Consider the following 21,143-nt stretch of genomic DNA (forward strand, 5'->3'; position numbering starts at 1 on the left):
CGCGGCTGATGAACGGATAACGCCGCTCCGACAAGGAGCGGCGTTCTTGTGTCTGACAGTCCCGCCGGGCGGCGTTTTCAGGACCAGTCGGCGCGGCGGGCGAGCGCGGCCTTGCGGATCATCGTGCTGTCGATCTCCACCGCGAGGAACTGCGCGCCGGCCTCCGCCGAATCCCGCAGCAGGCCATCGTCGAGCGACAGGATGCCACCGGGCACGCCCACCTTCTTCAGCCGGGCGAACCCGTCGAGGATCGCGGCCTTGACCTCCGGATGGGAGGGCTGACCGGGATAGCCGAAGCTGGCGGCCAAGTCGGCGGGGCCGATGAAAACGCCGTCAACGCCCTCGATGGAGGCGATCTCCTCGATCTGTTCCAGTGCGCTGCGGGTCTCCACCTGCACCAGCAGGCAGATTTCCTCGTTGGCGCGCTCCGCGTATTTTTCGACGGAGCCGTAGCGGGTGGCGCGGGTCACACCGGCCACGCCACGGATGCCCTTCGGCGGATAGGTGACGGCCGCCACGGCGGCGCGCGCCTCTTCCGGCGTCTGCACGTAAGGGATCAGCAGCGACTGGGCGCCCACGTCGAGCATCTTCTTGATCTCGACCGGGTCATTCCAGGCCGGTCGGACTACGCCGGTGACAGGGTAGGGCGCGACGGTGCGCAGGAAGGCCAGCGCCTCGGCCGGGCCGGCGGGCGAATGCTCGGTGTCCATCAGGATCCAGTCGTAGCCGCAGGTCGCCATCAGCTCTGCCACATCGGGATTCGCGAAGGTGTGCCAGAGGCCGATCTGGCGCTGACCGGCGCGCAGCGCGGCCTTGAAGGGGTTCTTGGGCAGGTCCATTCGGGAAACTCCTTGGGGATGGCACGCGGTCCGGACGGCCCGGGGCAGGCGCGACCGCGGAGGTCAGGCGCCGGGGGCCTCGGGAAGCATATTTTTTTTGATGTGGCCGACCAGTATCTCCACCGAACGGGTGATGTGAAGCTCCAGTATCTCGGCGGCTTCGTCGGCGCGGCGGGCGACGGCGGCCTGGGCGATGGCGGTATGCTCTTCGACCACGTCGCGCTGCACGGTCACCGCCTCGGAATAGATGTTGCGGTAGCGGTCGTTGAAGGCGACCAGCATGGCGTGGGTCCTGAGCAGCAGGGGCATGTCGCAACGGGCGATCAGCGCAAGATGGAAGGCGTTGTTGGCGGCCTCCCACTCGGCCCGGCTGCGGGCATCGTTGGCGTCGCGCTGGGTGTGGTTCACGCGGTATAGCGCGGCCATGACATCGGTTTCCCAGTCGAGTCCACCATTGGCAATCGACCGGCGCAACGCGTAAGGTTCGAGTTCCGCACGCAATGCGCCGACCTCGGTGTAATTGGCTATGGAGATGGGAGCGACGTGGTAACCGCGCTGGGGGGCCACTTCGACGAGGCCCTCGGAGACGAGACGGGTCACCGCCTCGCGCAGGGGGGAAAGGCCCACGTCCAGTTCCTCGCGCAGCTTGTCGAGGCTGAGGCGGCTGCCGGGGGCGAGGGTGCCGTGCAGGATGTCATGGCGCAGCCGGGCTTCGATCCGGCCGGCAATAGTTGGCTTGCCCCTGGGCCGGCTGGCCCATTCCGTTGTCGACATGCTCTCCTCCTGTCCCATAGGCTTTACATCAGCGTTCACGGATTTGGGAAGGAAAAACGATCACGGCATCTAAAATCGATTTCTGTTTACGGGATCGGTTTCGGTTGATACCACCGTTAGCGATGGATTCGGATGCGCAGGAGGCGCATACCGGTCTGGTCGAATTTGGGAGGATCTTCGATGTCGTTCAATCTGAGCCGCCGCGCCGTTCTGGCAGCGGCCACCGCACTTGCCGTAACCGCCACCGGTGCTTTCGCACAGGACAAGGTGCAGCTTCGCCTGTCGGGCGTGAACTCCGAGACCGACCAGCGCGCGATCGCGCTCACCGAAGTCTTCGGTCCGGCAGTTTCCGATTTCGCCAACTTCGAGCCGCACTGGAACGGCACGCTGTTCGGGCAGGGGACCGAGCTTGAGGCCATCGCCTCCGGCGACCTCGAGATGTCGATCACCTCGGCGCAGGAACTGGCCACGTTCTTCCCGGAATGGTCGATCTTCGCGGCAGGCTACGTCCTGCAGAGCGCCGAGCACCAGGTCGCCGTGTTCAACGACCCGCTGATGGACCCCTTCAAGCAGAAGGTCGAGGAAGAGCTGGGCGTCGTCCTGCTGGCGCCGATGTACCTTGGCCGTCGTCAGGTGAACCTGCGCCAGAGCCGCGACGAGCTTGATGTGCAGACCCCGGCTGACCTGTCCGGCGTGAACCTGCGGATGCCGGGTTCGGACGCATGGCAGTTCCTCGGCCGCGCACTGGGCGCGAACCCGACGCCGATGGCCTTCACCGAGGTCTACACCGCGCTGCAGACCGGCGCCGTGGATGGCCAGGACAACCCGCTGCCGACCGTCGTGGACGCGAAGTTCTACGAAGTCACCAAGCAGATCGCCCTGACCTCGCACCTGGTTGACTGGAACTTCATCGCGCTGTCGGCCGAGACCTTCAACAACCTGACGCCCGAGCAGCAGACCCAGATCACCGAGGCCGCCGTGGCCGCAGCCGACTCCGGCCGCGCCGCGCAGCTTGCCAAGGAAGATGAGCTGGTTTCCTTCCTGAAAGAGCAGGGGCTGGACGTCTACGAGCCCGATGTCGCCGCGTTCCGCGAGGCGGTGCAGAAGGCATACCTCGAAAGCGATATGGCCGCGAGCTGGCCGGACGGCGTTCTGGACGCTGTGAACGCACTGGGGAACTGATCCGGACTTCACGGCGCGGTGCCCGCCGCCGCGCCGGACCGGATCGACCGGAGGCACGCCGGGATATCTCCGGCGTCCTGCGTCCAGGGCGCGGCGGTCGGTAACGCCGCCGCGCCACTAATTTTCAGGGGGCACCATGCGGACCGTGACAAGGATCTTCCGTGGGCTGACGGAAGGCTTCGCTGCGCTGATGATGGCAGCGATCTTCTGCACCTTCATACTGCAGATCATCGTGCGATACGCGGTGGGCTCCGAGTGGTTCATGTCGATTACCGGCGGTTTCATCGACGCCGCCTACTTTGGCTGGACGGTGGAGTTCATCCTCGTCCTCTGGCTCTGGACGATCTTCTGGGGCAACGCCTTCGTGGTGCGTGACAGCGATCACGTGACCTTCGACATCCTCTACAACGGTGCCGGGCGCCGGGCGCGGACGATCATGGCGCTGATCGGCGCGGTGCTGCTGGTGGTGGCACTCTGGTCCTCCATCGGGCCGACCTACGACCGGATGAAGCTGCTGCGGATCAAGTCCTCGGCCACGCTCCCGGTGAAGATGCTGCCGATCTACTCGATCTACTTCCTGTTCCTCGCCGCCGTGGGGCTGCGCTACGCCTGGCGCGCCATCGACGTGCTGCGGCACGGCGCCGACCGCGAGAACCACATCCTGCCGCAGGAAGAACCGCACTTCGGGGAGGATGCGAAATGAGCCTCGAACTGACGATCATGATCGGCACGCTGTTCCTCATGGCGGGGATAGGCATGCCCATCGCCTACGCGATCCTCACGGCCTCCATGGCCTACATGGTGGCGGCGGGCTCCTCCATCGGTATCGTGGGCAAGACGCTGGTCGACGGCATCTACCAGAGCTTCCTCCTGCTCGCCGTGCCGCTCTTCATCGTGGCGGCGAACATCATGAACGCCGGGTCGATCTCGGACCGGCTGCTGAACTTCTGCATCGCCACTGTGGGCCGGTTCAAGGGCGGGCTGGGCCATGTCAACGTCATGGCCTCGCTGATCTTTTCCGGCATGTCCGGGTCTGCGGTGGCGGACGCGGCGGGCATCGGCAAGATCATCATCGACATGATGCGCAAGGACGGGCGGTTCCCGGCGGGCTATGCCGCGGCGATCACCGCGGCCTCGGCCACCATCGGACCGATCATCCCGCCGTCGATCCCCATGGTCCTCTATGCGCTGGTCTCCAACGCCTCCATCGGGGCGCTGTTCCTGGGCGGCATCCTGCCCGGCCTGATGATGGGCGGCGTGCTGATGGCGATGAACTTCTGGATCTCGCACCGCCGCGGCTTTGCCACCGAAGAGGCGATCCCGATGCGCGATCTGCCGCGGGTCACGGGCCGGGCCTTTCCGGCGCTGCTGATGCCGGCCATCCTGCTCTACGGCATCTACGGCGGCGTCACCACGCCGACCGAGGCCGCTGCCGTTGCCGCCGCCTATGCGCTGCTGCTGAGCGTGTTCTTCTACCGCTCGCTGAAGCTGAAGACGCTCTACACGATCCTCGTGGACAGCGCGCGGTCCTCGGCCGCCGTCGGCATCGTGATCGGCGGCGCGCTGATCCTGAACTACATCGTCGCGTCCGAAAACATCCCCTCGGCGCTGGCGGCCTACCTTGTCGACGTGAACGTGTCGCCGTTGATGTTCCTGCTGGCGGTCAACGTACTGATCCTCCTGCTGGGCTGCCTTCTGGACGCCACGACGATCATCCTCGTCATCGTCCCGCTGTTCATCCCGACCTGCAACCTGCTGGGCATCGACCTCGTGCACTTCGGGGTGGTGATCGTGGTGAACTGCATGATCGGTCTGATCACACCGCCTTACGGCATCCTGCTGTTCGTGATCAACGCGGTCACCGGCATCTCGCTGAGGGACATCATCGCCGAGGTGCTGCCGTTCCTCGCGGTGCTCGTTGCGGCGCTCCTTGCGATGATCTTCTTCCCGGGCATCGTGCTCTTCCTGCCGCGGCTCATGGGCTACGACGGGTGAGGGCGCGGCAGAAAGGCTGACAGGATGATTTCCGGACACACCAAGCTGATTGCCCACCTCGGCTATCCCACCACGTCCTTCAAGGCGCCGCTGATCTACAACCCGTACTTCGAGAGCCGGGGGATCGACGCGGTGGTGGTGCCGATGGGCTGCAAGGCAGAGGACTACCCGTCCTTCCTGCACCATGTCTTCCGCCTGTCCAACATCCTCGGGGCGCTTGTCACCATGCCGCACAAGGTGACGACGGTAGCCCTGCTTGACGATGTGCTCACCACGGCGCGGGTCGCCGGGTCGTGCAACGCGGTGCGGCTGAGCGCGGACGGACGCCTTCAGGGCGACATGTTCGACGGAGAGGGCTTCGTGCGCGGTGCGCTGCGCAAGGGGCAGGAGATCGCGGGCAAGCGGGTGCTGGTCGTGGGCGCCGGCGGCGTCGGCTCGGCCATTGCGGCCTCGCTGGCTAAGGCCGGGGCTTCGGAGATCGCGGTGACGGACAGTTTCGAGCCGATGATGAACGGGCTCGCCGCGCGGCTGGAAGAGAACTATTCCGACCTCAGGGTGCTGACCGGGTCCAACGATCCCAAGGGGTTCGACATCGTGGTGAACGCGACACCGCTGGGGATGAAGCCGGGCGACCCGCTGCCGATGGACGTCTCGCGCATCGCGCCGGAGACCTTCGTGGGCGAGGTGGTGATGACGCAGGAAATAACGCCGTTCCTGGCCGCCGCGCGCGAACGCGGCTGCCGGTTCCAGGTCGGCACGGACATGCTGTTCGAACAGATCCCGGCCTATCTGGAGTTCTTCGGCTTGCCCACCACGACGGCGGAGGAACTGCGCGACGTGGCCCGGATTTCCTATTGATGGCCCGCAGGCAGGATATGCAGCGCGGCGGCCGCCTGGCCGATGCGCCATGTCTTGCCGGGGGCCAGGGAACGGGGACCTTGCGATGATTGGCCTGACTTTTGATCCGTGCGGTGGCGCGGGACGGGCCGTGCCGGGACAGACCTTGCCGCAAGGCGCACCACGGGTGCAGAGTGCGGATGAGAGATCCGCCGAAGGTGACGTGCCGGTGTTCCGAATGCAGGCATGTCGTGCGGCGCACCGACCGGAACGGTCGGTCGGCAGGGGGGCGGCAACCGTCCCTGCCATGGAACCAACACAAGCGGCGGGCCCGGGCCCGCATGGGGATGACGGCTGATGAAGACCTCTATCGCGACCGTGTCGATTTCTGGAAACCTTCGGGAAAAGCTCGCGGCCATCGCCAAGGCGGGTTTCAAGGGCATCGAGATCTTCGAACAGGATTTCATTGCCGACGAAGGTTCACCGCGCGAGATCGGCAACATGATCCGGGACCACGGGCTGGAGATCACCCTGTTCCAGCCGTTCCGCGACTTCGAGGGGCTGCCGGGCGGCCTGCGCGAAAAGGCGTTCGACCGGGCCAAGCACAAGTTCGACACGATGCTGGAACTGGGCACTGACCTGGTCCTGATGTGTTCGTCCTGCCACCCGCAGGCGCTTGGCGGGATCGACCGGGCGGCGGACGACTTTGCCGAGCTGGGCGCCATCGCGGCGGATCGGGGCGTGCGCGTCGGCTACGAGGCGCTGGCCTGGGGCCGTCACGTCAACGACCACCGCGATGCATGGGAGGTGGTGCGCCGGGCGGATCATCCCAACATCGGTCTGATCCTCGACAGCTTCCACACGCTGTCGCGCAAGATCGACCCGGAGACGATCCGGCGCATTCCCGGCGACAAGATATTCTTCGTGCAGCTGGCCGACGCGCCGCTGATCGACATGGATCTGCTCTACTGGTCGCGCCACTTCCGGAACATGCCGGGCGAGGGCGACCTGCCGGTGGCCGACTTCATGCGCGCGGTGGCGGCGACGGGCTACAACGACTGGATCAGCCTCGAGATCTTCAACGACCAGTTCCGCGGCGGCAGCGCCGAGGGGCTGTCGCGCGACGGTTACCGCTCTCTGGTGGCGCTGATGGACCGGGTGGCCAAGACGGAGCCGGACATCGCCATCGGCGTGCCGAAGCTGCCGGACCCGGTGCGGGTGGAGGGCGTGGCCTTCATCGAATTCGCCACGCGCGGCAGGGAAGCCGACGCGCTGGCTCGATTGCTGGCGGCGATGGGGTTCGTGCATGTGGGCGATCACATCGCGAAGAAGCTGGCGCTCTGGCAGCAGGGCGACATCCGGGTGGTGCTGAACGCCGAGGAGACCGGGTTCGCCGACACCGCCTACACGCTCCACGGCACCTCGATCTGCGATATCGGGCTGGAGGTGGCGAGTGCGGCTGACACCGTGACCCGGGCCGAGGCGCTGGCGGCGACGCCCTTTTCGCAGCCGGTGGGCCCGGGCGAGCTGGAGATCCCCGCGATCCGCAGCGTGGGCGGGTCGGTGATGCACTTCATCGACGCGGCGAGCGGGCTGGCGGATGTCTGGGACGTGGAGTTCACCGGCACCGGCGAGACGGCCACCGGCGGGGCGGGCCTGACACGCATCGACCACGTTGCCGAGACGATGAACTACGACGAGATGCTGAGCTGGGCGCTGTTCTACACCTCGATCTTCGACATGGGCCGCGCGCCCATGGTGGACGTGATCGACCCCGACGGGCTGGTGCGCAGCCAGGCGATCCGGACGCCGGACGGTGCCATGCGGATCACCCTCAACGGCGCCGAGACGCACCGGACCCTCGCGGGGTCCTTCCTGGCGGAGAGTTTCGGCGGTGCGGTCCAGCACGTGGCCTTTTCGACCGACGACATCTTTGCCACGGCGGCGCGCATGGCCGACGCCGGGTTCCAGCCGCTGCCGATGACGGGCAACTACTACGACGACCTCGCGGCGCGGTTCACCCTGTCCGACGAACGGCTGGCGGCGATGAAGGCGCACCACATCCTCTATGACGAGGATGCCACCGGCGCGTTCTACCAGTTCTACGGCCGCCCCTTTGCGGGCGGGCTGTTCTTCGAAGTGGTGCAGCGCGAGGGCGGCTACGAGGGCTACGGCGCGCCGAACGCACCATTCCGCATCGCCGCGCAAAAGCGGATCATCGGCCCGAAAGGGATGCCGCGGCTCTGAGTTGCGGGCGATGATCCTAAGGGGCGCGCTGACGCGCGCGCCTGATATCTCGTCGGCGGCCTGCGGCCTTCTCCTCGGGGTGCCTCCGGCGGAGGTATTTTTCCCAAGATGAAGGGCTGCGCGGCGCTCCGGCGGGTCACTTTCCCCAGTTCAGCGCGATCAGGTCGAGTTCGCGGGCGAGGGACATGAGCCGGTCCCTGGTGCGCGGGGACAGCGGCTTCAACGGATGGCGGACGAAGTCGGAGCCGATCACGCCGCCCTCCATCATAACCGTCTTGGTGGCGCGCAGGCCGCACTGGCGGTTTTCGTGGTTGATGAGCGGCAGGCAGAGTTTCCAGCGTTCGAGCGCCGCGTCGTGGTTTCCGGCGAGGTATTCGGTGACGATGGGGCGGATCTTCTCGGGCTGGAGCGCGGAGGTCATCGTGCCTGTGCAGCCGGCGTCGAGGTCGGCCAGCAGTGTCACCGCCTCTTCGCCGTCGAAGGGGCCGACGATGTGGTCTCCACCGGCCTCGATGAGCTGGGCGAGCTTGTCGGCGGCGAAGGGGGTTTCCATCTTGAAGTAGGAGACGTTCTCGATCTCCTTCGCCATCTTCACCAGGAGCGGCACCGGCAGCGAGACGCCGGAGAGCGGCGCGTCCTGCACCATGATCGGGATGGAGATCGCGTCGGAGACGGCGGCGAAGTGTTCGAAGATGCCATCGGGCGAGGGGACGAGACCCACGCCGTGGTAGGGCGGCATCATCATCAGCATCGAGGCGCCGAGGGACTGCGCCTCTTTCGCGCGGGCCACGACCACGTCGGTGGAGAAATGGCTGACGGTGACGATCACCGGGACGCGGCCCGCGACGTGGTCCAGGCTGACCTTGGTCAGGGTGGCGCGTTCGGCGTCGGACAGCAGGAACTGTTCGGAATAGTTGGCGAGGATGCAGATCGCGTCAACACCCTGGTCGATCATGCAGTCGAGGACGCGGGTCATGCCCTCCGGGTCGATGCGGCCATCGGCGTGGAAGGGGGTCGGGGCGACGGGCAGGATGCCGGTAAGGGGCGTTTTCATGATCGGTCCTTCACGTTTTGCGGGTCACGGCAAAGCGCGACACCTGTCGGTAGATCTGGCCGGGCAGGAGCGCGGCCGAGGGATAATCGGGGTGGTTCGGCGCATCGGGCCAGACCTGCGGCTCGATGGCGATCCCGGCGTTGCGGGTGTAGGGCGCGCCGCCGTGGCCGGAGAACGGTGCGGTGTCGATGGTGGCCCCGGTGTAGACCTGCAGGCCGGCCTCCGTGGTCGAGAGGTCGAGGCGCAGGCGGTCGGTTTCGAGCGTCAGGACCGGGCGCATGTCGGTGCGCGCATCCGAGAGGCAGAAGTTGTGGTCGAGCGCCGGATCGGGCGTGGCCGCGGACCGGTAGTCGTAGATGGTTCCTGCGATCGGGGCAGGTGCGCCGCAGGGGATCATCGCCGCGTCCACGGGCAGGTAACGTTCGGCGAGGATGGTCATCCGGTGATGGCCGACATCCGCTGTTCCGTCGAGCGCCCAGTAGCCGTGGAAGGCCGGGTTGAAGACGGTTTCGCGGTCGCTTTGCCCGGTGATCTCGACGATGAGCGCGCCCGCGTCGTCCAGCGCGTAGCGGACGGTCACGTCGATGTTGCCGGGAAAACCGCCAAGCCCGTCCGGGTGGTGCAGGGAGAGGGTGACTTCGGTGGCGGTGGCCTGCGTGACGGTCCAGTTGCGCTGGCCGAATCCCTGGCCGCCGCCGTGCAGCGTGGTGATGCCATTCTCGTTGCGGTCGAGGGTGCAGGGGGTGCCCGCGACGGTCATGCGACCATTGGCGATGCGGTTCGCCACCGGGCCGACGATGGCGCCGTAGTACAGCATCGGGCCGAGGTAGGCGTCGAGGTCGTCGGACCCGAGAACCAGCGCGTGACCCACGCCTTCCAGCCGGAAGTCGGTCAGGCTGGCGCCCCAGCTCATGATGCGGGCCTTGGCACCGCCGTTGGCGATGGTCACACGATGCAATGGCGTGCCGTCGGGTGTCGTCTCCATGCCGCTCACCAGTCGAACGCCGGTGCGGCGACGCGGCGGCCCAGCAGGAAGGCGTCGGCCACGTGGCGCAGCGGTGACAGGTCCATGTCGATGCCACCCTTGCCGACCAGTTCCGCCATCTGCGCGTAGAGCCGGGGGTATTCGCCGCTGAGGCCGGGCAGGGCGTCATGGCTCTGGCCGTCGATCGTCAGCGTGCCGCCGCCGTTCTCCAGCAGCATGTGGCCCGCGTCGGTCTCGGCCTCGATGGTCCATGTGGGCGTGCCCGGTTCCAGCCAGTCGAGATCCATGGTCACCTGGGCACCCGCCGGATGGTGGAAGGTGCACTGCGCGGCGATGGGGGTGTCGCGGTTTTCCGGAAAGTGCAGTTCGGCGCCAGTCAGGTGAACGGGGACGGGCAGGATCTCCGTCAGGATCGACAGCGCGTTGATGCCGGGATCGAAGACGCCGAGGCCGCCGGCCTCGAACACCCAGTCCTGCCCGGGATGCCATTGCCGCACGTCCTCGCGCCAGCGGACGGCCAGCTTGCGCAGCCGCTTGTCGCGGAGCCAGTCCTTCGCCGCCGCCACCTTGTCCGCCTGCCGGGAGTGCCACGTGGCATAAAGCGAGACACGGTGCTTGCGGGCGAGCGCCTCAAGCGCGTGGCATTCCGAGAGCGTGGCGCCCGGGGGTTTTTCCAGCATGACGTGGCGCCCGGCGAGGATCGCCTTCTCCGCGTAGTCGAAGCGCGGGACAGGCGGCAGGCAGAGGGAGACGACGCGGATCTCGGGCCGCTCCTCCAGCATCCGGTCGAAGTCGGAGTAGGCGGGAACGCCCTCGACCGTGCCGTGGCGCGATACGGTCGCCGCCAGTTCCCAGTCCGGGTTGTCCGAGATGGCGGGGACGTGCTGGTCCACCGCAATCTTCCCGATGCCGACGAGTGCGATCTCCATCAATGCGAGTCCTTTCCGACCGGCGCACCGCGGCAGCCCTTGAGAAAGTCGAGATCGGCGCCCGTGTCCGCGCCCTGCACGTGTTGCTGGTGGAGCCAGGCATAGCCGCTGTCGGGTCGTTCGTGGATCGGCGTCCACTCGGCCAGGCGGGCGGCGAGGTCCTCGTCGCTGACCTCCAGGTGGATACGGCGGGCGGGCACGTCGACCTCGATCATGTCGCCGGTGCGGACCACGGCCAGCGGACCCCCGGCGGCGGCTTCGGGCGAGGTGTGCAGGATCACTGTGCCGTAGGCGGTGCCGGACATGCGCGCGTCCGATATGCGGATCATGTCCTTGATGCCCTTCTTCAGCACCTTGGGGGGAAGGCCCATGTTGCCGACCTCGGCCATGCCGGGATAGCCCTTGGGCCCGCAGTTCTTCAGGACCATGATGCAGGTCTCGTCGATGTCGAGCGCGTCGTCGTTGATCTGCGCCTTGTAGTCGTCGATGTCCTCGAAGACCACGGCGCGGCCCCGGTGCTGCAACAGGTGCGGCGAGGCGGCGGAGGGTTTCAGGACGGCGCCCTTCGGCGCGAGGTTGCCCTTCAGCACGGCGATGCCGCCCTGCGCCGTCAGCGGCTTGTCGGCGGGCAGGATCACGTCCTCGTTCCAGTTCTTCGCGTCCCTGACCTCTTCCCAGATGGTCGAGCCGGAGACGGTCAGCGCGTCCTTGTGCAGCTTGTCGGCCTCGCCCAGCCGTTTCAGGACGACCGGCAGGCCGCCTGCATAGAAGAACTCCTCCATCAGGTACTTGCCGGAGGGTTGCAGGTTCAGGATCGTCGCAACGTCGCGCCCGCAGCGGTCCCAGTCGTCCAGCGTGATGTCGACGCCGGTACGGCCCGCGATGGCGAGCAGGTGAACGACGGTATTGGTCGAGCCGCCGACCGCGCCGTTGCAGCGGATCGCGTTCTCGAAAGCCTCGCGGGTCAGGATGTCGGACGGCTTCAGGTCGTCCTTGACCATCTGCACGATCCGCCGGCCCGAAAGCTGCGCCATCACGCGGCGGCGGGAATCCACGGCAGGGATCGCAGCGTTGCCGGAGAGCGCCATGCCGAGCGCCTCCGCCATCGACGCCATGGAGGACGCCGTGCCCATGGTGTTGCAGGTGCCGGAGGAGCGGGTCACCGCGGCCTCGGCATCGAGGAATTCCTGCTGGGTCATCTCTCCGGCCTTCACGGCCTCGGAGAACCGCCAGAGGTGGGTTCCCGCGCCGACCCGTTCACCCTGGAACCAGCCGTTCAGCATCGGCCCGCCGGTCACGACGATGGAGGGCAGGTCGCAGGAGGCGGCGGCCATCAAGAGCGATGGCGTGGTCTTGTCGCAACCGACCATCAGTACGCAGCCGTCGATGGGCTGACCCCTGATCTGCTCTTCGATCGACAGGGCGGCGAGGTTCCGGAACATCATCGCGGTGGGGCGGAAGGTGTTCTCGGACGCGGAGAAAACCGGCACCTCGACCGGGAAGCCGCCGGCCTCCCAGATGCCCGCCTTCACCTTTTCGGCCAGTTCGCGCAGGTGGCCGTTGCAGGGCGTCAGGTCGGACCAGGTGTTCAGCACGCCGATAATTGGACGGCCGTCAAAGAGGTCTTCGGGGTAGCCCTGGTTCTTCAGCCAGCCGCGGTGGTAGATCACGTCCTTGGTGGTCCCGCCGTACCATTCCTGGGACCGCAGCCTGCGCGGCCATTCCGCCGGTTTGAAACTCATAACTCAGCCCTGCCTGGATTTGTTGTAGACGTCGAAGATGACGGCGGCGAGCAGCACGAGACCCTTGATCATCTGCTGGTAATCGATGCCGATGCCCATGATCGACATGCCGTTGTTGAGGACACCCATCAGGAAGGCGCCCACGACCGCACCGACGATCTTGCCCACGCCGCCCGACATGGAGGCGCCGCCGATGAAGACCGCCGCGATCACGTCGAGTTCCAGCGCGAAACCGGCCTTCGGCGTCGCGGTGTTGAGGCGGGCGGCGAACACCAGCCCTGCGGCGGCGGCGAGGATGCCCATGTTGAGGAAGGCGAGGAAGGTCAGCCGTTCGGTCTTGATCCCCGAAAGCTTCGCCGCTTTCTGGTTGCCGCCGAGCGCGTAGATACGGCGCCCGATGACGGTGCGTTCCGTGAGGAAGGCGTAGATGATCGTCAGTACGCCCATGGTGATCAGCACGTTGGGCAAACCGCGGAAGGTGGACAGCTTGTACATGATGAAGACCAGCGCGGCGCTGATGATGACCGTGCGCGCCACGAAGAAGCTGCGCGGTTCGTCCTCGACTCCGTAGGCCTTGTTGCGGGCGCGCTTGCGCATCCCCGACCAGACCACGAATGCGGCGGCGGCAACGCCGGTCAGCAGCGCCAGCACGTTCACCTTGCGGGCGTCGAAGAGGGGGGCCAGCGTCTCGCCGATGCCGGCTGGGAAGAGGTCGGGCACGAAGCCGTTGGCGATGGTCTGGAATTCCCGCGGGAAGGGGCCGACCGACTGCCCTTCGAGCAGCCAGAGCGACAGCCCGCGGAACACCAGCATGCCGGCCAGCGTCACGATGAAGGAGGGGATCTTCCAGTAGGCGACCCAGTAGCCCTGCGCCGCGCCGATCAGCCCGCCGACGGCAAGGCACACGACGATGGTCAGCAGCCAGTTGACCTCCCAGTTGACGATCATCACCGCGGCCAGCGCGCCGATGAAGCCCATGACCGAGCCCACCGAGAGGTCGATGTTGCCCGACACGATGACCACCAGCATGCCGAGTGCCATGATGATGATATAACTGTTCTGCAGCAGCAGGTTGGTGATGTTCACCGGTTTCAGCAGCACGCCGTCGGTGACGACCTGGAAGAACACCATGATCGCGATAAGCGCGAACAGCAGCCCGTATTCGCGCAGGTGGCCGGCGAGGTATTCGCCGACGCCCTTGCGCTCGTCCGCGTCCTGAGATTCTGCAAGAGCCATGCCCTGTCTCCCTATTCCGTCACGATGAGCGACATGATGCGCTCCTGGCTGGCCTCGGCGGCGTCAAGCTCGCCCACCAGTTCGCCTTCGTTCATCACGTAGATCCGGTCACACATGCCCAGAAGTTCGGGCATCTCGGACGAGATCATGAGGACCCCTTTGCCCTGTGCGCTCAGATCGTTGATGATTCCGTAGATTTCGAATTTCGCGCCGACGTCGATGCCGCGCGTGGGCTCGTCGAGGATCAGCACCTCCGGCCCCGCGAAAAGCCATTTCGACAGCACCACCTTCTGCTGGTTTCCGCCCGAGAGGTTCATCACCTTCTGGAAGACGGAGGGCGTGCGGATGTTCATCGCGCGGCGGTACTTCTCGGAGACCTGCGTCTCCTCGTTCTCGTTGAGTATGCCGCCGGAGGACACGCCCGGCAGGTTCGCCAGTGTCACGTTGCGGCTGATCGGTTCCTCGAGGATCAGGCCAAGGCTCTTGCGGTCCTCGGTCACGTAGGCGAGGCCTGCGTCGATGGCGCGGTCGATCTTCGAGACGTCGACCTCCTTGCCCTTGATCCGCACCGTGCCGGTGATGTTCTGCCCGTAGCTGCGGCCGAATATGCTCATGGCAAGTTCGGTGCGGCCCGAGCCCATGAGCCCGGCGATGCCCACGACTTCGCCCGCGCGCACGTTGAACTGCGCGTTGTGGATCACCTGGCGGTCGGCGTGTTCGGCGTGCCAGACGTTCCAGTCGGACACTTCCAGCAGCATGTCGCCCGCGCGGCGGGTGCGTTCAGGATAGCGGTGCGCCATGTCGCGGCCCACCATGTCGCGCACGATGGCGGCCTCGGTGATCGGCTGGGCCTTGGCGTCCATGGTCGACACGGTCGAGCCGTCGCGGATCACGGTCACGCTGTCGGCGACGCGGCGGACCTCGTTCAGCTTGTGGCTGATGATGATCGACGTGACGCCCTGCGCCTTGAGTTCCAGCATCAGGTCCAGAAGTGCCTGGCTGTCGGATTCCGACAAGGCCGCGGTCGGCTCGTCGAGGATCAGGAGGCGGACCTCCTTGGACAACGCCTTGGCGATCTCGACCAGCTGCTGCTTGCCGACGCCCAGCTTGTCCACCATCGTGGTGGGGGCCTCGCGCAGGCCGACCTTCTTCAGCAGCTCGCCGGTCTTGCGGTTCGTCGCGTTCCAGTCGATCACGCCATTCTTCGCGCGCTCGTTGCCGAGAAAGACGTTCTCGGCGATCGACAACAGAGGGACCAGGGCCAGCTCCTGGTGGATGATGATGATGCCCCTGGACTCGCTGTCCGAGATGTCGCGGAACTGGGCCAGCTCACCGTCGTAGTGGATCTCGCCCTCGTAAGAACCGGCGGGGTAGACGCCCGAGAGCACCTTCATGAGGGTCGACTTGCCGGCGCCGTTTTCGCCGACGAGCGCGTGGATCTCGCCTTTCCGGACCGTCAGCGTGACCTCGTCGAGGGCCTTCACGCCGGGAAAGGTCTTGGTGATCCCGCGCATTTCGAGAAGTGCGGACATGGCTGCCTTCCAATGCGCCGCAGGCGGACGGTGGTGCGCCCGGGCGTGCGGCCTGCATGAGGGAAAAGGTGGCCTGCCCGCACGAAGCGTCCGGACAGGCCCGGGGGAGCGATCTTACTTGATCTGGTCCATGGTGTAGTAGCCGGTATCGATCAGGCGCTCTTCCCAGTTCTCCTTGGTCACCGGGAGCGGCTCAAGCAGGTAGGAGGGAACGACCTTCACGCCGTTGTCGTAGGTCGAGGTGTCGTTGATCTCCGGCTCGCCGCCGGCGAGCAGCGCGTCGACCATGCCCACGGTCACACCGGCCAGCGAGCGGGTGTCCTTGAAGATGGTGGAGTACTGTTCGTCCGCGAGGATCGACTTGACGGAGGGGACCTCTGCGTCCTGGCCGGTCACGATCGGCATCTTCATGTCGCCGGAACCGTAGCCCACGCCCTTGAGCGAGGACAGGATGCCGATGGAGAGACCGTCGTAGGGCGACAGCACGCCATGGACCTGCTTGTCGGTGTAGTTGGCGGACAGCAGGTTATCCATGCGGGCCTGAGCGACCGCGCCGTCCCAGCGCAGCGTGCCGACCGTGTCCATGCCCATCTGGCCCGACACGATCTCGACCGAGCCGTCGTCGATCATCGGCTGCAGGACGGACATCGCGCCATCGTAGAAGAAGTAGGCGTTGTTATCGTCCGGGGAGCCGCCGAAGAGTTCCACGTTCCACGGCTGCACGTCCGGGAAACGCTCTTTCAGGCCATCGACCAGCGTGGTTGCCTGCTGCACGCCGACCTTGAAGTTGTCGAAGGTGGCGTAATAGTCGACGTTCTCGCTGTCGCGGATCAGGCGGTCGTAGGCAATGACCTTGATGCCGGAGGCGGCGGCGTTTTCCAGAGCGTTCGACAGGGTGGTGCCGTCGATGGCGGCGATCACCAGAACGTCGACGCCCTTGGTGATCATGTTCTCGATCTGCGCCAGCTGGTTCGGGATGTCATCCTCGGCGTACTGCAGGTCGGTTTCGTAGCCTGCTTCCTCGAACTGCTGAACCATGGATTCGCCGTCGGAAATCCAGCGCGCGGAGGATTTCGTGGGCATGGCGATGCCGACGGTGCCGTCGGCCAGTGCGGCGGATGCGAGCAGCGCAATGGCGCTGGCCGAAGCCAGGATTGTCTTGAATTTCATGATGTTCCTCCACTGTGTGCGCCTGCATCTTTGTTTTGGCGCCGGGTCTGTTGAGTGCCCAGGGCAGAGCTAACAGGGCGCGTGCATAACGTTCAATTCCCATTTATGCTAATCTGCATAACAATACTGGTATGAGGTCGGAATGGACGTCCTGCATCGTCTGAAACCGTCGCAGCTGACCCTGATCCTGCGCATCGCGGAGACTGGCCAGCTACAGCGCGCGGCGCAGATGGCGGGCTTGTCGCAACCGGCGGCGTCGCGGATGCTCAACGAGATCGAGCAGCGGGCGGGCGGGGCGCTTTTCGACCGTTATCCCAAGGGGATGCTTGCCACCCCCCTGGGCGAGATCGTGTCCCGCCGCGCGCAGGTCATCCTCGAGGAATACGACGCGCTGGAACGCGAGGCACGGCGCATCACCACGGGCGAGATGGGGCAGGTGCGTGTCGGTGCGGTCACCGGTCCGGCAGTCGGCCTGATCGTGCCCGCGGTGCGCCGGGTTAAGGCCGCGGCCCCCGACATAGAGATGACAATCGAGGTGGGCCCGTCGACCGAACTGGTGCGCGGGCTGGTGGAAGGACGCTTCGACTTCGTGATCTCGCGCTTGCCGGCAGAGCACGACAGCCGCGATTTCCGCCTTTATCCGGCGCGGAGCGAGATCGTGTCGCTCTTGGTCCGGCCCGCTCATCCTCTGGCCGGGCGGACGGAGGTCACGCTGGAGGAACTGCAGGGATACGAATGGGTCGTGCAGGAGATCGGGTCGCCCATCCGGCAGGCGGTGGAGCGCGCCTTCCATGAACAGGGGCTTGGCGGGCCGCAGCGGATCACCAACTCCTCGTCGCTGCTGGTGGTGCTGTCGCTGCTCGAAGGCACCGACACCATCGCGCCGCAGGCGATGGAGGTGGCACAGATGCTGACAGTGGGGCAGACGGCGCTGGGGATCACGTCACTGAACCTCGCCGAACCGATCTCCGTGCCGCCGTGCTTCATCATCCGCAACCGGTTCCGCCCGCTGCCCGCCGCCTCGGAGCGGGTTCTGCAGGCGGTTCTGGAGCTGCTGTGAGGGCGGGACCCGCGACCTTCGTCTGTGCCGTTCTTAGATTATAAGAATCGCCTGAAACGGGGCGTCTCGTGCAGGCTGAAGCCACTGGACCAAGTCAGGACAAGGAGACACCGACATGGCATGGAACAAGCCGAAGATCCGCGAAATCGAGTGCGGTATGGAAATCAACATGTACGGCCCGGACGGCGAAGAAGAGCGCGAAGTTCTGTTCTGATCGCTTTGCGCGGAGGCTGTCGATGGCGTTTCGCGCACTCATCCTAGGCGCTGCGGCGGGCGGTGGCCTGCCGCAGTGGAATTGCGGGTGCGAGAACTGCACCCTTGCACGGGCAGGCGAAATCCCGCGTCAGACGCAATCGTCGCTGGCGGTGACCGGCAACGGCACCGACTGGGCGATCCTCAACGCTTCGCCTGACATCCGGCAGCAGATGGCCGACGCGGCCCCGCTGCATCCGACCGGCCTGCGCAGCCTGCCTCTGCATTCGGTGCTGGTGACGAATGGCGACATCGACCATGTGGCGGGGCTTCTGACCCTGCGCGAGATGCAGCCTTTCACTCTGTTCGCGACGCAGACGATCCAGGCGGTGCTGAAGGACAATCCGATCTTCGATGCGCTGCACCGCGACGTGGTGAGCCGCGAACCGATCGCGCTGGAGACGCCGTTCGAGCTGGCCCCCGGGCTGATGGCGGAACTCTTCCCGGTGCCGGGCAAGGTGCCGCTCTACCTCGAAGGGGAGACGGTCGAGACCGGCGAGATCGGAGAGAACACGGTGGGTGTCGCCCTGACCGGCGGCGACCGGCGGGTCTACTACATCCCCGGCTGCGCCATGCTGAACGACGACCTGCGCGCACATCTGGCGGGCGCCGACCTCGTGTTCTTCGACGGCACGCTCTGGCGCGACGACGAGATGGTCCGCGCGGGACTTGGCGCCAAGACCGGCAAGCGCATGGGTCACATGTCGATGTCGGGCGAGGACGGCTCCATCGCGGCGTTCCGGGACCTCGACGTGGGCCGCAAGGTCTTCGTCCACATGAACAACACCAACCCGGTCCTGCGACCGGACTCGGCGGAGCGCGCCGAGGCACAATCCGGTGGCTGGACCATCGGCCAGGACGGCATGGAGATCGCGTTATGACCAGAGCCCCGCAATCGCGTGAAGCGTTCGAAGCCCGGCTGCGCCAGATCGGGGCAGAGCGCTATCACGACCTGCATCCGTTTCACGACCGTCTGCACGGCGGCCAGTGCACCATGGAAGAGGTGCAGGCATGGGTCATCAACCGCTACTACTACCAGCACTCGATCCCGATGAAGGACGCGGCCTTCATGTCCCGGGTGGAGGATCCCGACCTGCGGCGCGCCTGGCGGTCGCGGATGGAGGACCACGACGGCACCGCCGAGAACGAGGGCGGCATACGGCGGTGGCTGCGGCTGGCGGAAGCGGTGGGACTGGACCCCGACTACGTCGCCACGACAGAGGGCGTTTTGCCCGCAACGAAATTCGCGGTGGACGCTTACGTCCGTTTCGTCCGCGAAAAGACCCTGCTCGAAGCGGTGGCGGCATCACTCACGGAACTCTTCGCCCCCAAGATCCACGCCAACCGGATCGAGGGACTGCTGAAGAACTACGCCTTCGCCGACGACTCCTCGCTGTCCTATTTCCGCAACCGGTTGAAGGAGGCGCCGAAGGACGTGGCATTCGGGCTCGCTTGGGTGCTGGACCATGCGGACACCGCCGAAAAGCAGGACAAGGCTGCCAAGGCCCTGATCTTCAAGACGGATGTGCTCTGGTCCCAGCTCGACGCGCTGTGGGGCGCTTATGTGGAGCCGCGGCGCATTCCGCCCGGCGCGTGGCAGCCCGGCACCGGCCAGCTGCTGCGGCAGGCGTCATGATCGGGGCGGGCGACATCCCCGTCCTGCCGCGCGGCGTGCGGCTGCACTTCGACAAGGTGCGCGACAGCTGGGTGCTTCTGGCGCCTGAGCGGGCGATCATGCTCGACATGGTGGGCCACGCGGTGCTGTCGGAGGTCGACGGCAGCCGCACCTTCGAGCAGATCACCCGCACGCTGGCCGAAAAATACGCCGCCCCCGCGGAGGAAATCGCCAGGGACAGCGCGGGCTTCCTCGGGGCGCTGCGTGATCGCCGCTTCCTCGAAGTGGCCTGAAGGAGCAGGCATGAAGATCGCACCCCCCATCGCCATGCTGGCCGAGCTGACGCACCGCTGCCCGCTGTCCTGCCCGTACTGCTCCAACCCCGTGGAACTGGCGCGGCAGGAGGCGGAACTGGACACCGCCACCTGGGCCCGCGTCTTCCGCGAGGCGGCGGAGATGGGCGTCCTGCAACTGCATCTCTCGGGCGGGGAACCGGCCTCCCGCCGCGATCTGGTCGAGCTGGTGGCGGCGGCACGGGACGCGGGGCTCTACACCAATCTCATCACCTCCGGCATCGGGTTGACGGAAAAACGGCTGCGGGCGCTGGACGAGGCCGGGCTGGATCACGTCCAGCTGTCCCTGCAGGGCACGACCGCGCAGATGGCCGACGCGGTGGGCGGCTATCGCGGCGGCTTCGACCGCAAGATGCAGGTGGCGGCGTGGATTGGCAAGATCGGCTTCCCGCTGACCCTGAACGCCGTCCTGCACCGTCACAACCTCCACCAGTTGCCCCGCGCGCTCGAAATGGCCGTCGAGATGGGCGCCCGGCGGATCGAAGTCGCGACCGTGCAGTTCCACGGCTGGGCGCTGAAGAACCGCACCGAGCTGATGCCGACCAGGGCGCAGGCGCGCGAGGCGACGCGCATCGTGGCCGAGGCCCGCGCGGCGCTGAAGGGCACGCTGGTCATCGACTATGTCCCGGCGGACTACCACGAGGACTACCCCAAGCGATGCATGGGCGGCTGGGGATCGTCGGGGCTGAACGTGGCGCCGGACGGCCAGGTGCTGCCCTGCCATGCGGCGCAGATCATCCCGGGTCTCAGGTTCGATTCCGTGCGTGACAGGCCGCTGCCGGAGATCTGGTACGGCGGGCAGGCCTTCAATGCCTATCGCGGCACCGACTGGATGCAGGAACCCTGCCGATCATGCGAGCGCAAGACCAGGGACCACGGCGGTTGCCGCTGCCAGGCCATGGGTCTGCTGGGCGATCCGAACGCCACCGACCCGGTCTGCGTGAAGTCCCCGCATCACGCTTGGCTGAAGGCGCAGACGGAGGCAGAGCTGGCCAATGTGGACGCGGGCATGGACGCGGCCAGGCTGACGTACCGCGCGTTTCCGGCGAAGGAGCCGGTGGGCTGAGAGACGACGGGGCAGGGCGCCCGGACCGAAGGCATGGCAAAGGCCGGGATGTTGCGGAACGTCCCGGCCTTTTCCTGTCGTGTCGATGTGCCCGCGCGGCGGGGCCCGGCGGACCGGGCCCCTACGCCGGTCTCAGAACTGCAGTCTGACCTGTGCGGTCAAGCCCCATGAGTCGAGATTGTCTGAGAAGCGTGTGTCTGCGCGGAGGGATGCGTCGACCTGGCGTGCCGGGAGGGCGGAGCCTGCGTCGAGGATTGCGGTGTAGTTGAAGCCGA

20 protein-coding genes are annotated in these 21,143 nt (G+C 66.4%); 11 read left to right on the forward strand and 9 right to left on the reverse strand.

Annotated features, from left to right (window positions below):
• Positions 1 to 77: 77 nt before the first annotated feature.
• Both ACU0DV_RS09760 and ACU0DV_RS09765 read right to left on the reverse strand, forming a co-directional pair.
• On the reverse strand, positions 78 to 839 hold the full coding sequence (locus tag ACU0DV_RS09760) for an HpcH/HpaI aldolase family protein (RefSeq protein WP_446242267.1): 762 nt from the start codon (positions 837 to 839) through the stop codon (positions 78 to 80).
• 63 nt (positions 840 to 902) lie between these two features.
• Positions 903 to 1,613 (reverse strand): GntR family transcriptional regulator, encoded by a 711-nt coding sequence (locus tag ACU0DV_RS09765; protein WP_283980276.1) that lies wholly within the window; start codon positions 1,611 to 1,613, stop codon positions 903 to 905.
• 180 nt (positions 1,614 to 1,793) lie between these two features.
• On the opposite strand from ACU0DV_RS09765, the gene dctP reads away from it, so the two are divergent.
• The 5 genes from dctP (at position 1,794) to ACU0DV_RS09790 (ending at position 7,874) form a co-directional block, all read left to right on the forward strand.
• Positions 1,794 to 2,795 carry a TRAP transporter substrate-binding protein DctP gene (gene dctP / locus ACU0DV_RS09770; RefSeq protein ID WP_100930293.1) on the forward strand — a complete coding sequence of 334 codons (1,002 nt, stop codon included), beginning with the start codon at positions 1,794 to 1,796 and terminating at the stop codon, positions 2,793 to 2,795.
• 136 nt (positions 2,796 to 2,931) lie between these two features.
• Positions 2,932 to 3,498, forward strand: a complete 567-nt coding sequence (locus tag ACU0DV_RS09775; protein ID WP_446242268.1) for a TRAP transporter small permease — start codon at positions 2,932 to 2,934, stop codon at positions 3,496 to 3,498.
• Positions 3,495 to 4,790: a TRAP transporter large permease gene (locus ACU0DV_RS09780; RefSeq protein ID WP_100930295.1), complete on the forward strand. Its 1,296-nt coding sequence runs from the start codon at positions 3,495 to 3,497 to the stop codon at positions 4,788 to 4,790. Before ACU0DV_RS09775 ends, ACU0DV_RS09780 begins: the two co-directional genes overlap by 4 nt.
• A 24-nt stretch (positions 4,791 to 4,814) precedes the next feature.
• On the forward strand, positions 4,815 to 5,648 hold the full coding sequence (locus tag ACU0DV_RS09785; RefSeq protein WP_446242269.1) for a shikimate dehydrogenase family protein: 834 nt from the start codon (positions 4,815 to 4,817) through the stop codon (positions 5,646 to 5,648).
• A gap of 336 nt (positions 5,649 to 5,984) precedes the next feature.
• Positions 5,985 to 7,874, forward strand: a complete 1,890-nt coding sequence (locus ACU0DV_RS09790; RefSeq protein WP_446242270.1) for a bifunctional sugar phosphate isomerase/epimerase/4-hydroxyphenylpyruvate dioxygenase family protein — start codon at positions 5,985 to 5,987, stop codon at positions 7,872 to 7,874.
• 136 nt (positions 7,875 to 8,010) lie between these two features.
• Here ACU0DV_RS09790 and ACU0DV_RS09795 read toward each other — a convergent pair whose 3' ends face one another.
• The 7 genes from ACU0DV_RS09795 to chvE form a co-directional block, all read right to left on the reverse strand.
• On the reverse strand, positions 8,011 to 8,928 hold the full coding sequence (locus ACU0DV_RS09795) for a dihydrodipicolinate synthase family protein (protein ID WP_446242271.1): 918 nt from the start codon (positions 8,926 to 8,928) through the stop codon (positions 8,011 to 8,013).
• Between the two features lie 10 nt (positions 8,929 to 8,938).
• Positions 8,939 to 9,913 (reverse strand): aldose epimerase family protein, encoded by a 975-nt coding sequence (locus ACU0DV_RS09800; protein WP_446242272.1) that lies wholly within the window; start codon positions 9,911 to 9,913, stop codon positions 8,939 to 8,941.
• Between the two features lie 5 nt (positions 9,914 to 9,918).
• Positions 9,919 to 10,842, reverse strand: a complete 924-nt coding sequence (locus tag ACU0DV_RS09805; RefSeq protein WP_446242273.1) for a Gfo/Idh/MocA family protein — start codon at positions 10,840 to 10,842, stop codon at positions 9,919 to 9,921.
• Positions 10,842 to 12,584 carry an L-arabinonate dehydratase gene (gene araD / locus ACU0DV_RS09810; protein ID WP_446242274.1) on the reverse strand — a complete coding sequence of 581 codons (1,743 nt, stop codon included), beginning with the start codon at positions 12,582 to 12,584 and terminating at the stop codon, positions 10,842 to 10,844. Before araD ends, ACU0DV_RS09805 begins: the two co-directional genes overlap by 1 nt.
• A 3-nt stretch (positions 12,585 to 12,587) precedes the next feature.
• A complete protein-coding gene (gene mmsB, locus ACU0DV_RS09815) occupies positions 12,588 to 13,820 on the reverse strand; it encodes a multiple monosaccharide ABC transporter permease (RefSeq protein WP_283980268.1) in 1,233 nt (410 codons plus the stop codon).
• 11 nt (positions 13,821 to 13,831) lie between these two features.
• Positions 13,832 to 15,352 carry a multiple monosaccharide ABC transporter ATP-binding protein gene (gene mmsA / locus ACU0DV_RS09820; RefSeq protein ID WP_370286321.1) on the reverse strand — a complete coding sequence of 507 codons (1,521 nt, stop codon included), beginning with the start codon at positions 15,350 to 15,352 and terminating at the stop codon, positions 13,832 to 13,834.
• A 114-nt stretch (positions 15,353 to 15,466) separates the two neighbouring features.
• The gene (gene chvE / locus ACU0DV_RS09825) at positions 15,467 to 16,522 is read right to left on the reverse strand and encodes a multiple monosaccharide ABC transporter substrate-binding protein (RefSeq protein WP_100930304.1); all 1,056 of its coding nucleotides are present in this window, start codon (positions 16,520 to 16,522) and stop codon (positions 15,467 to 15,469) included.
• A 142-nt stretch (positions 16,523 to 16,664) separates the two neighbouring features.
• Between chvE and ACU0DV_RS09830 the strand changes: the two genes are divergently transcribed.
• The 6 genes from ACU0DV_RS09830 (at position 16,665) to pqqE (ending at position 20,868) form a co-directional block, all read left to right on the forward strand.
• Positions 16,665 to 17,582: a LysR family transcriptional regulator gene (locus ACU0DV_RS09830; protein WP_446242275.1), complete on the forward strand. Its 918-nt coding sequence runs from the start codon at positions 16,665 to 16,667 to the stop codon at positions 17,580 to 17,582.
• Positions 17,583 to 17,697: 115 nt separating this feature from the next.
• Positions 17,698 to 17,796, forward strand: a complete 99-nt coding sequence (gene pqqA, locus ACU0DV_RS09835; RefSeq protein WP_100930306.1) for a pyrroloquinoline quinone precursor peptide PqqA — start codon at positions 17,698 to 17,700, stop codon at positions 17,794 to 17,796.
• 22 nt (positions 17,797 to 17,818) lie between these two features.
• Positions 17,819 to 18,715: a pyrroloquinoline quinone biosynthesis protein PqqB gene (gene pqqB / locus ACU0DV_RS09840; RefSeq protein ID WP_446242276.1), complete on the forward strand. Its 897-nt coding sequence runs from the start codon at positions 17,819 to 17,821 to the stop codon at positions 18,713 to 18,715.
• Entirely contained in the window at positions 18,712 to 19,470 is a 759-nt protein-coding gene (gene pqqC / locus ACU0DV_RS09845) for a pyrroloquinoline-quinone synthase PqqC (protein WP_446242277.1), read from the forward strand. The genes pqqB and pqqC overlap by 4 nt, the downstream gene beginning before the upstream one ends.
• Positions 19,467 to 19,742: a pyrroloquinoline quinone biosynthesis peptide chaperone PqqD gene (gene pqqD / locus ACU0DV_RS09850; protein ID WP_446242278.1), complete on the forward strand. Its 276-nt coding sequence runs from the start codon at positions 19,467 to 19,469 to the stop codon at positions 19,740 to 19,742. The genes pqqC and pqqD overlap by 4 nt, the downstream gene beginning before the upstream one ends.
• 10 nt (positions 19,743 to 19,752) lie before the next feature.
• Positions 19,753 to 20,868 carry a pyrroloquinoline quinone biosynthesis protein PqqE gene (gene pqqE, locus ACU0DV_RS09855; protein WP_446242279.1) on the forward strand — a complete coding sequence of 372 codons (1,116 nt, stop codon included), beginning with the start codon at positions 19,753 to 19,755 and terminating at the stop codon, positions 20,866 to 20,868.
• Positions 20,869 to 21,143: the final 275 nt, after the last annotated feature.

Source organism: Sagittula sp. (assembly GCF_052825245.1).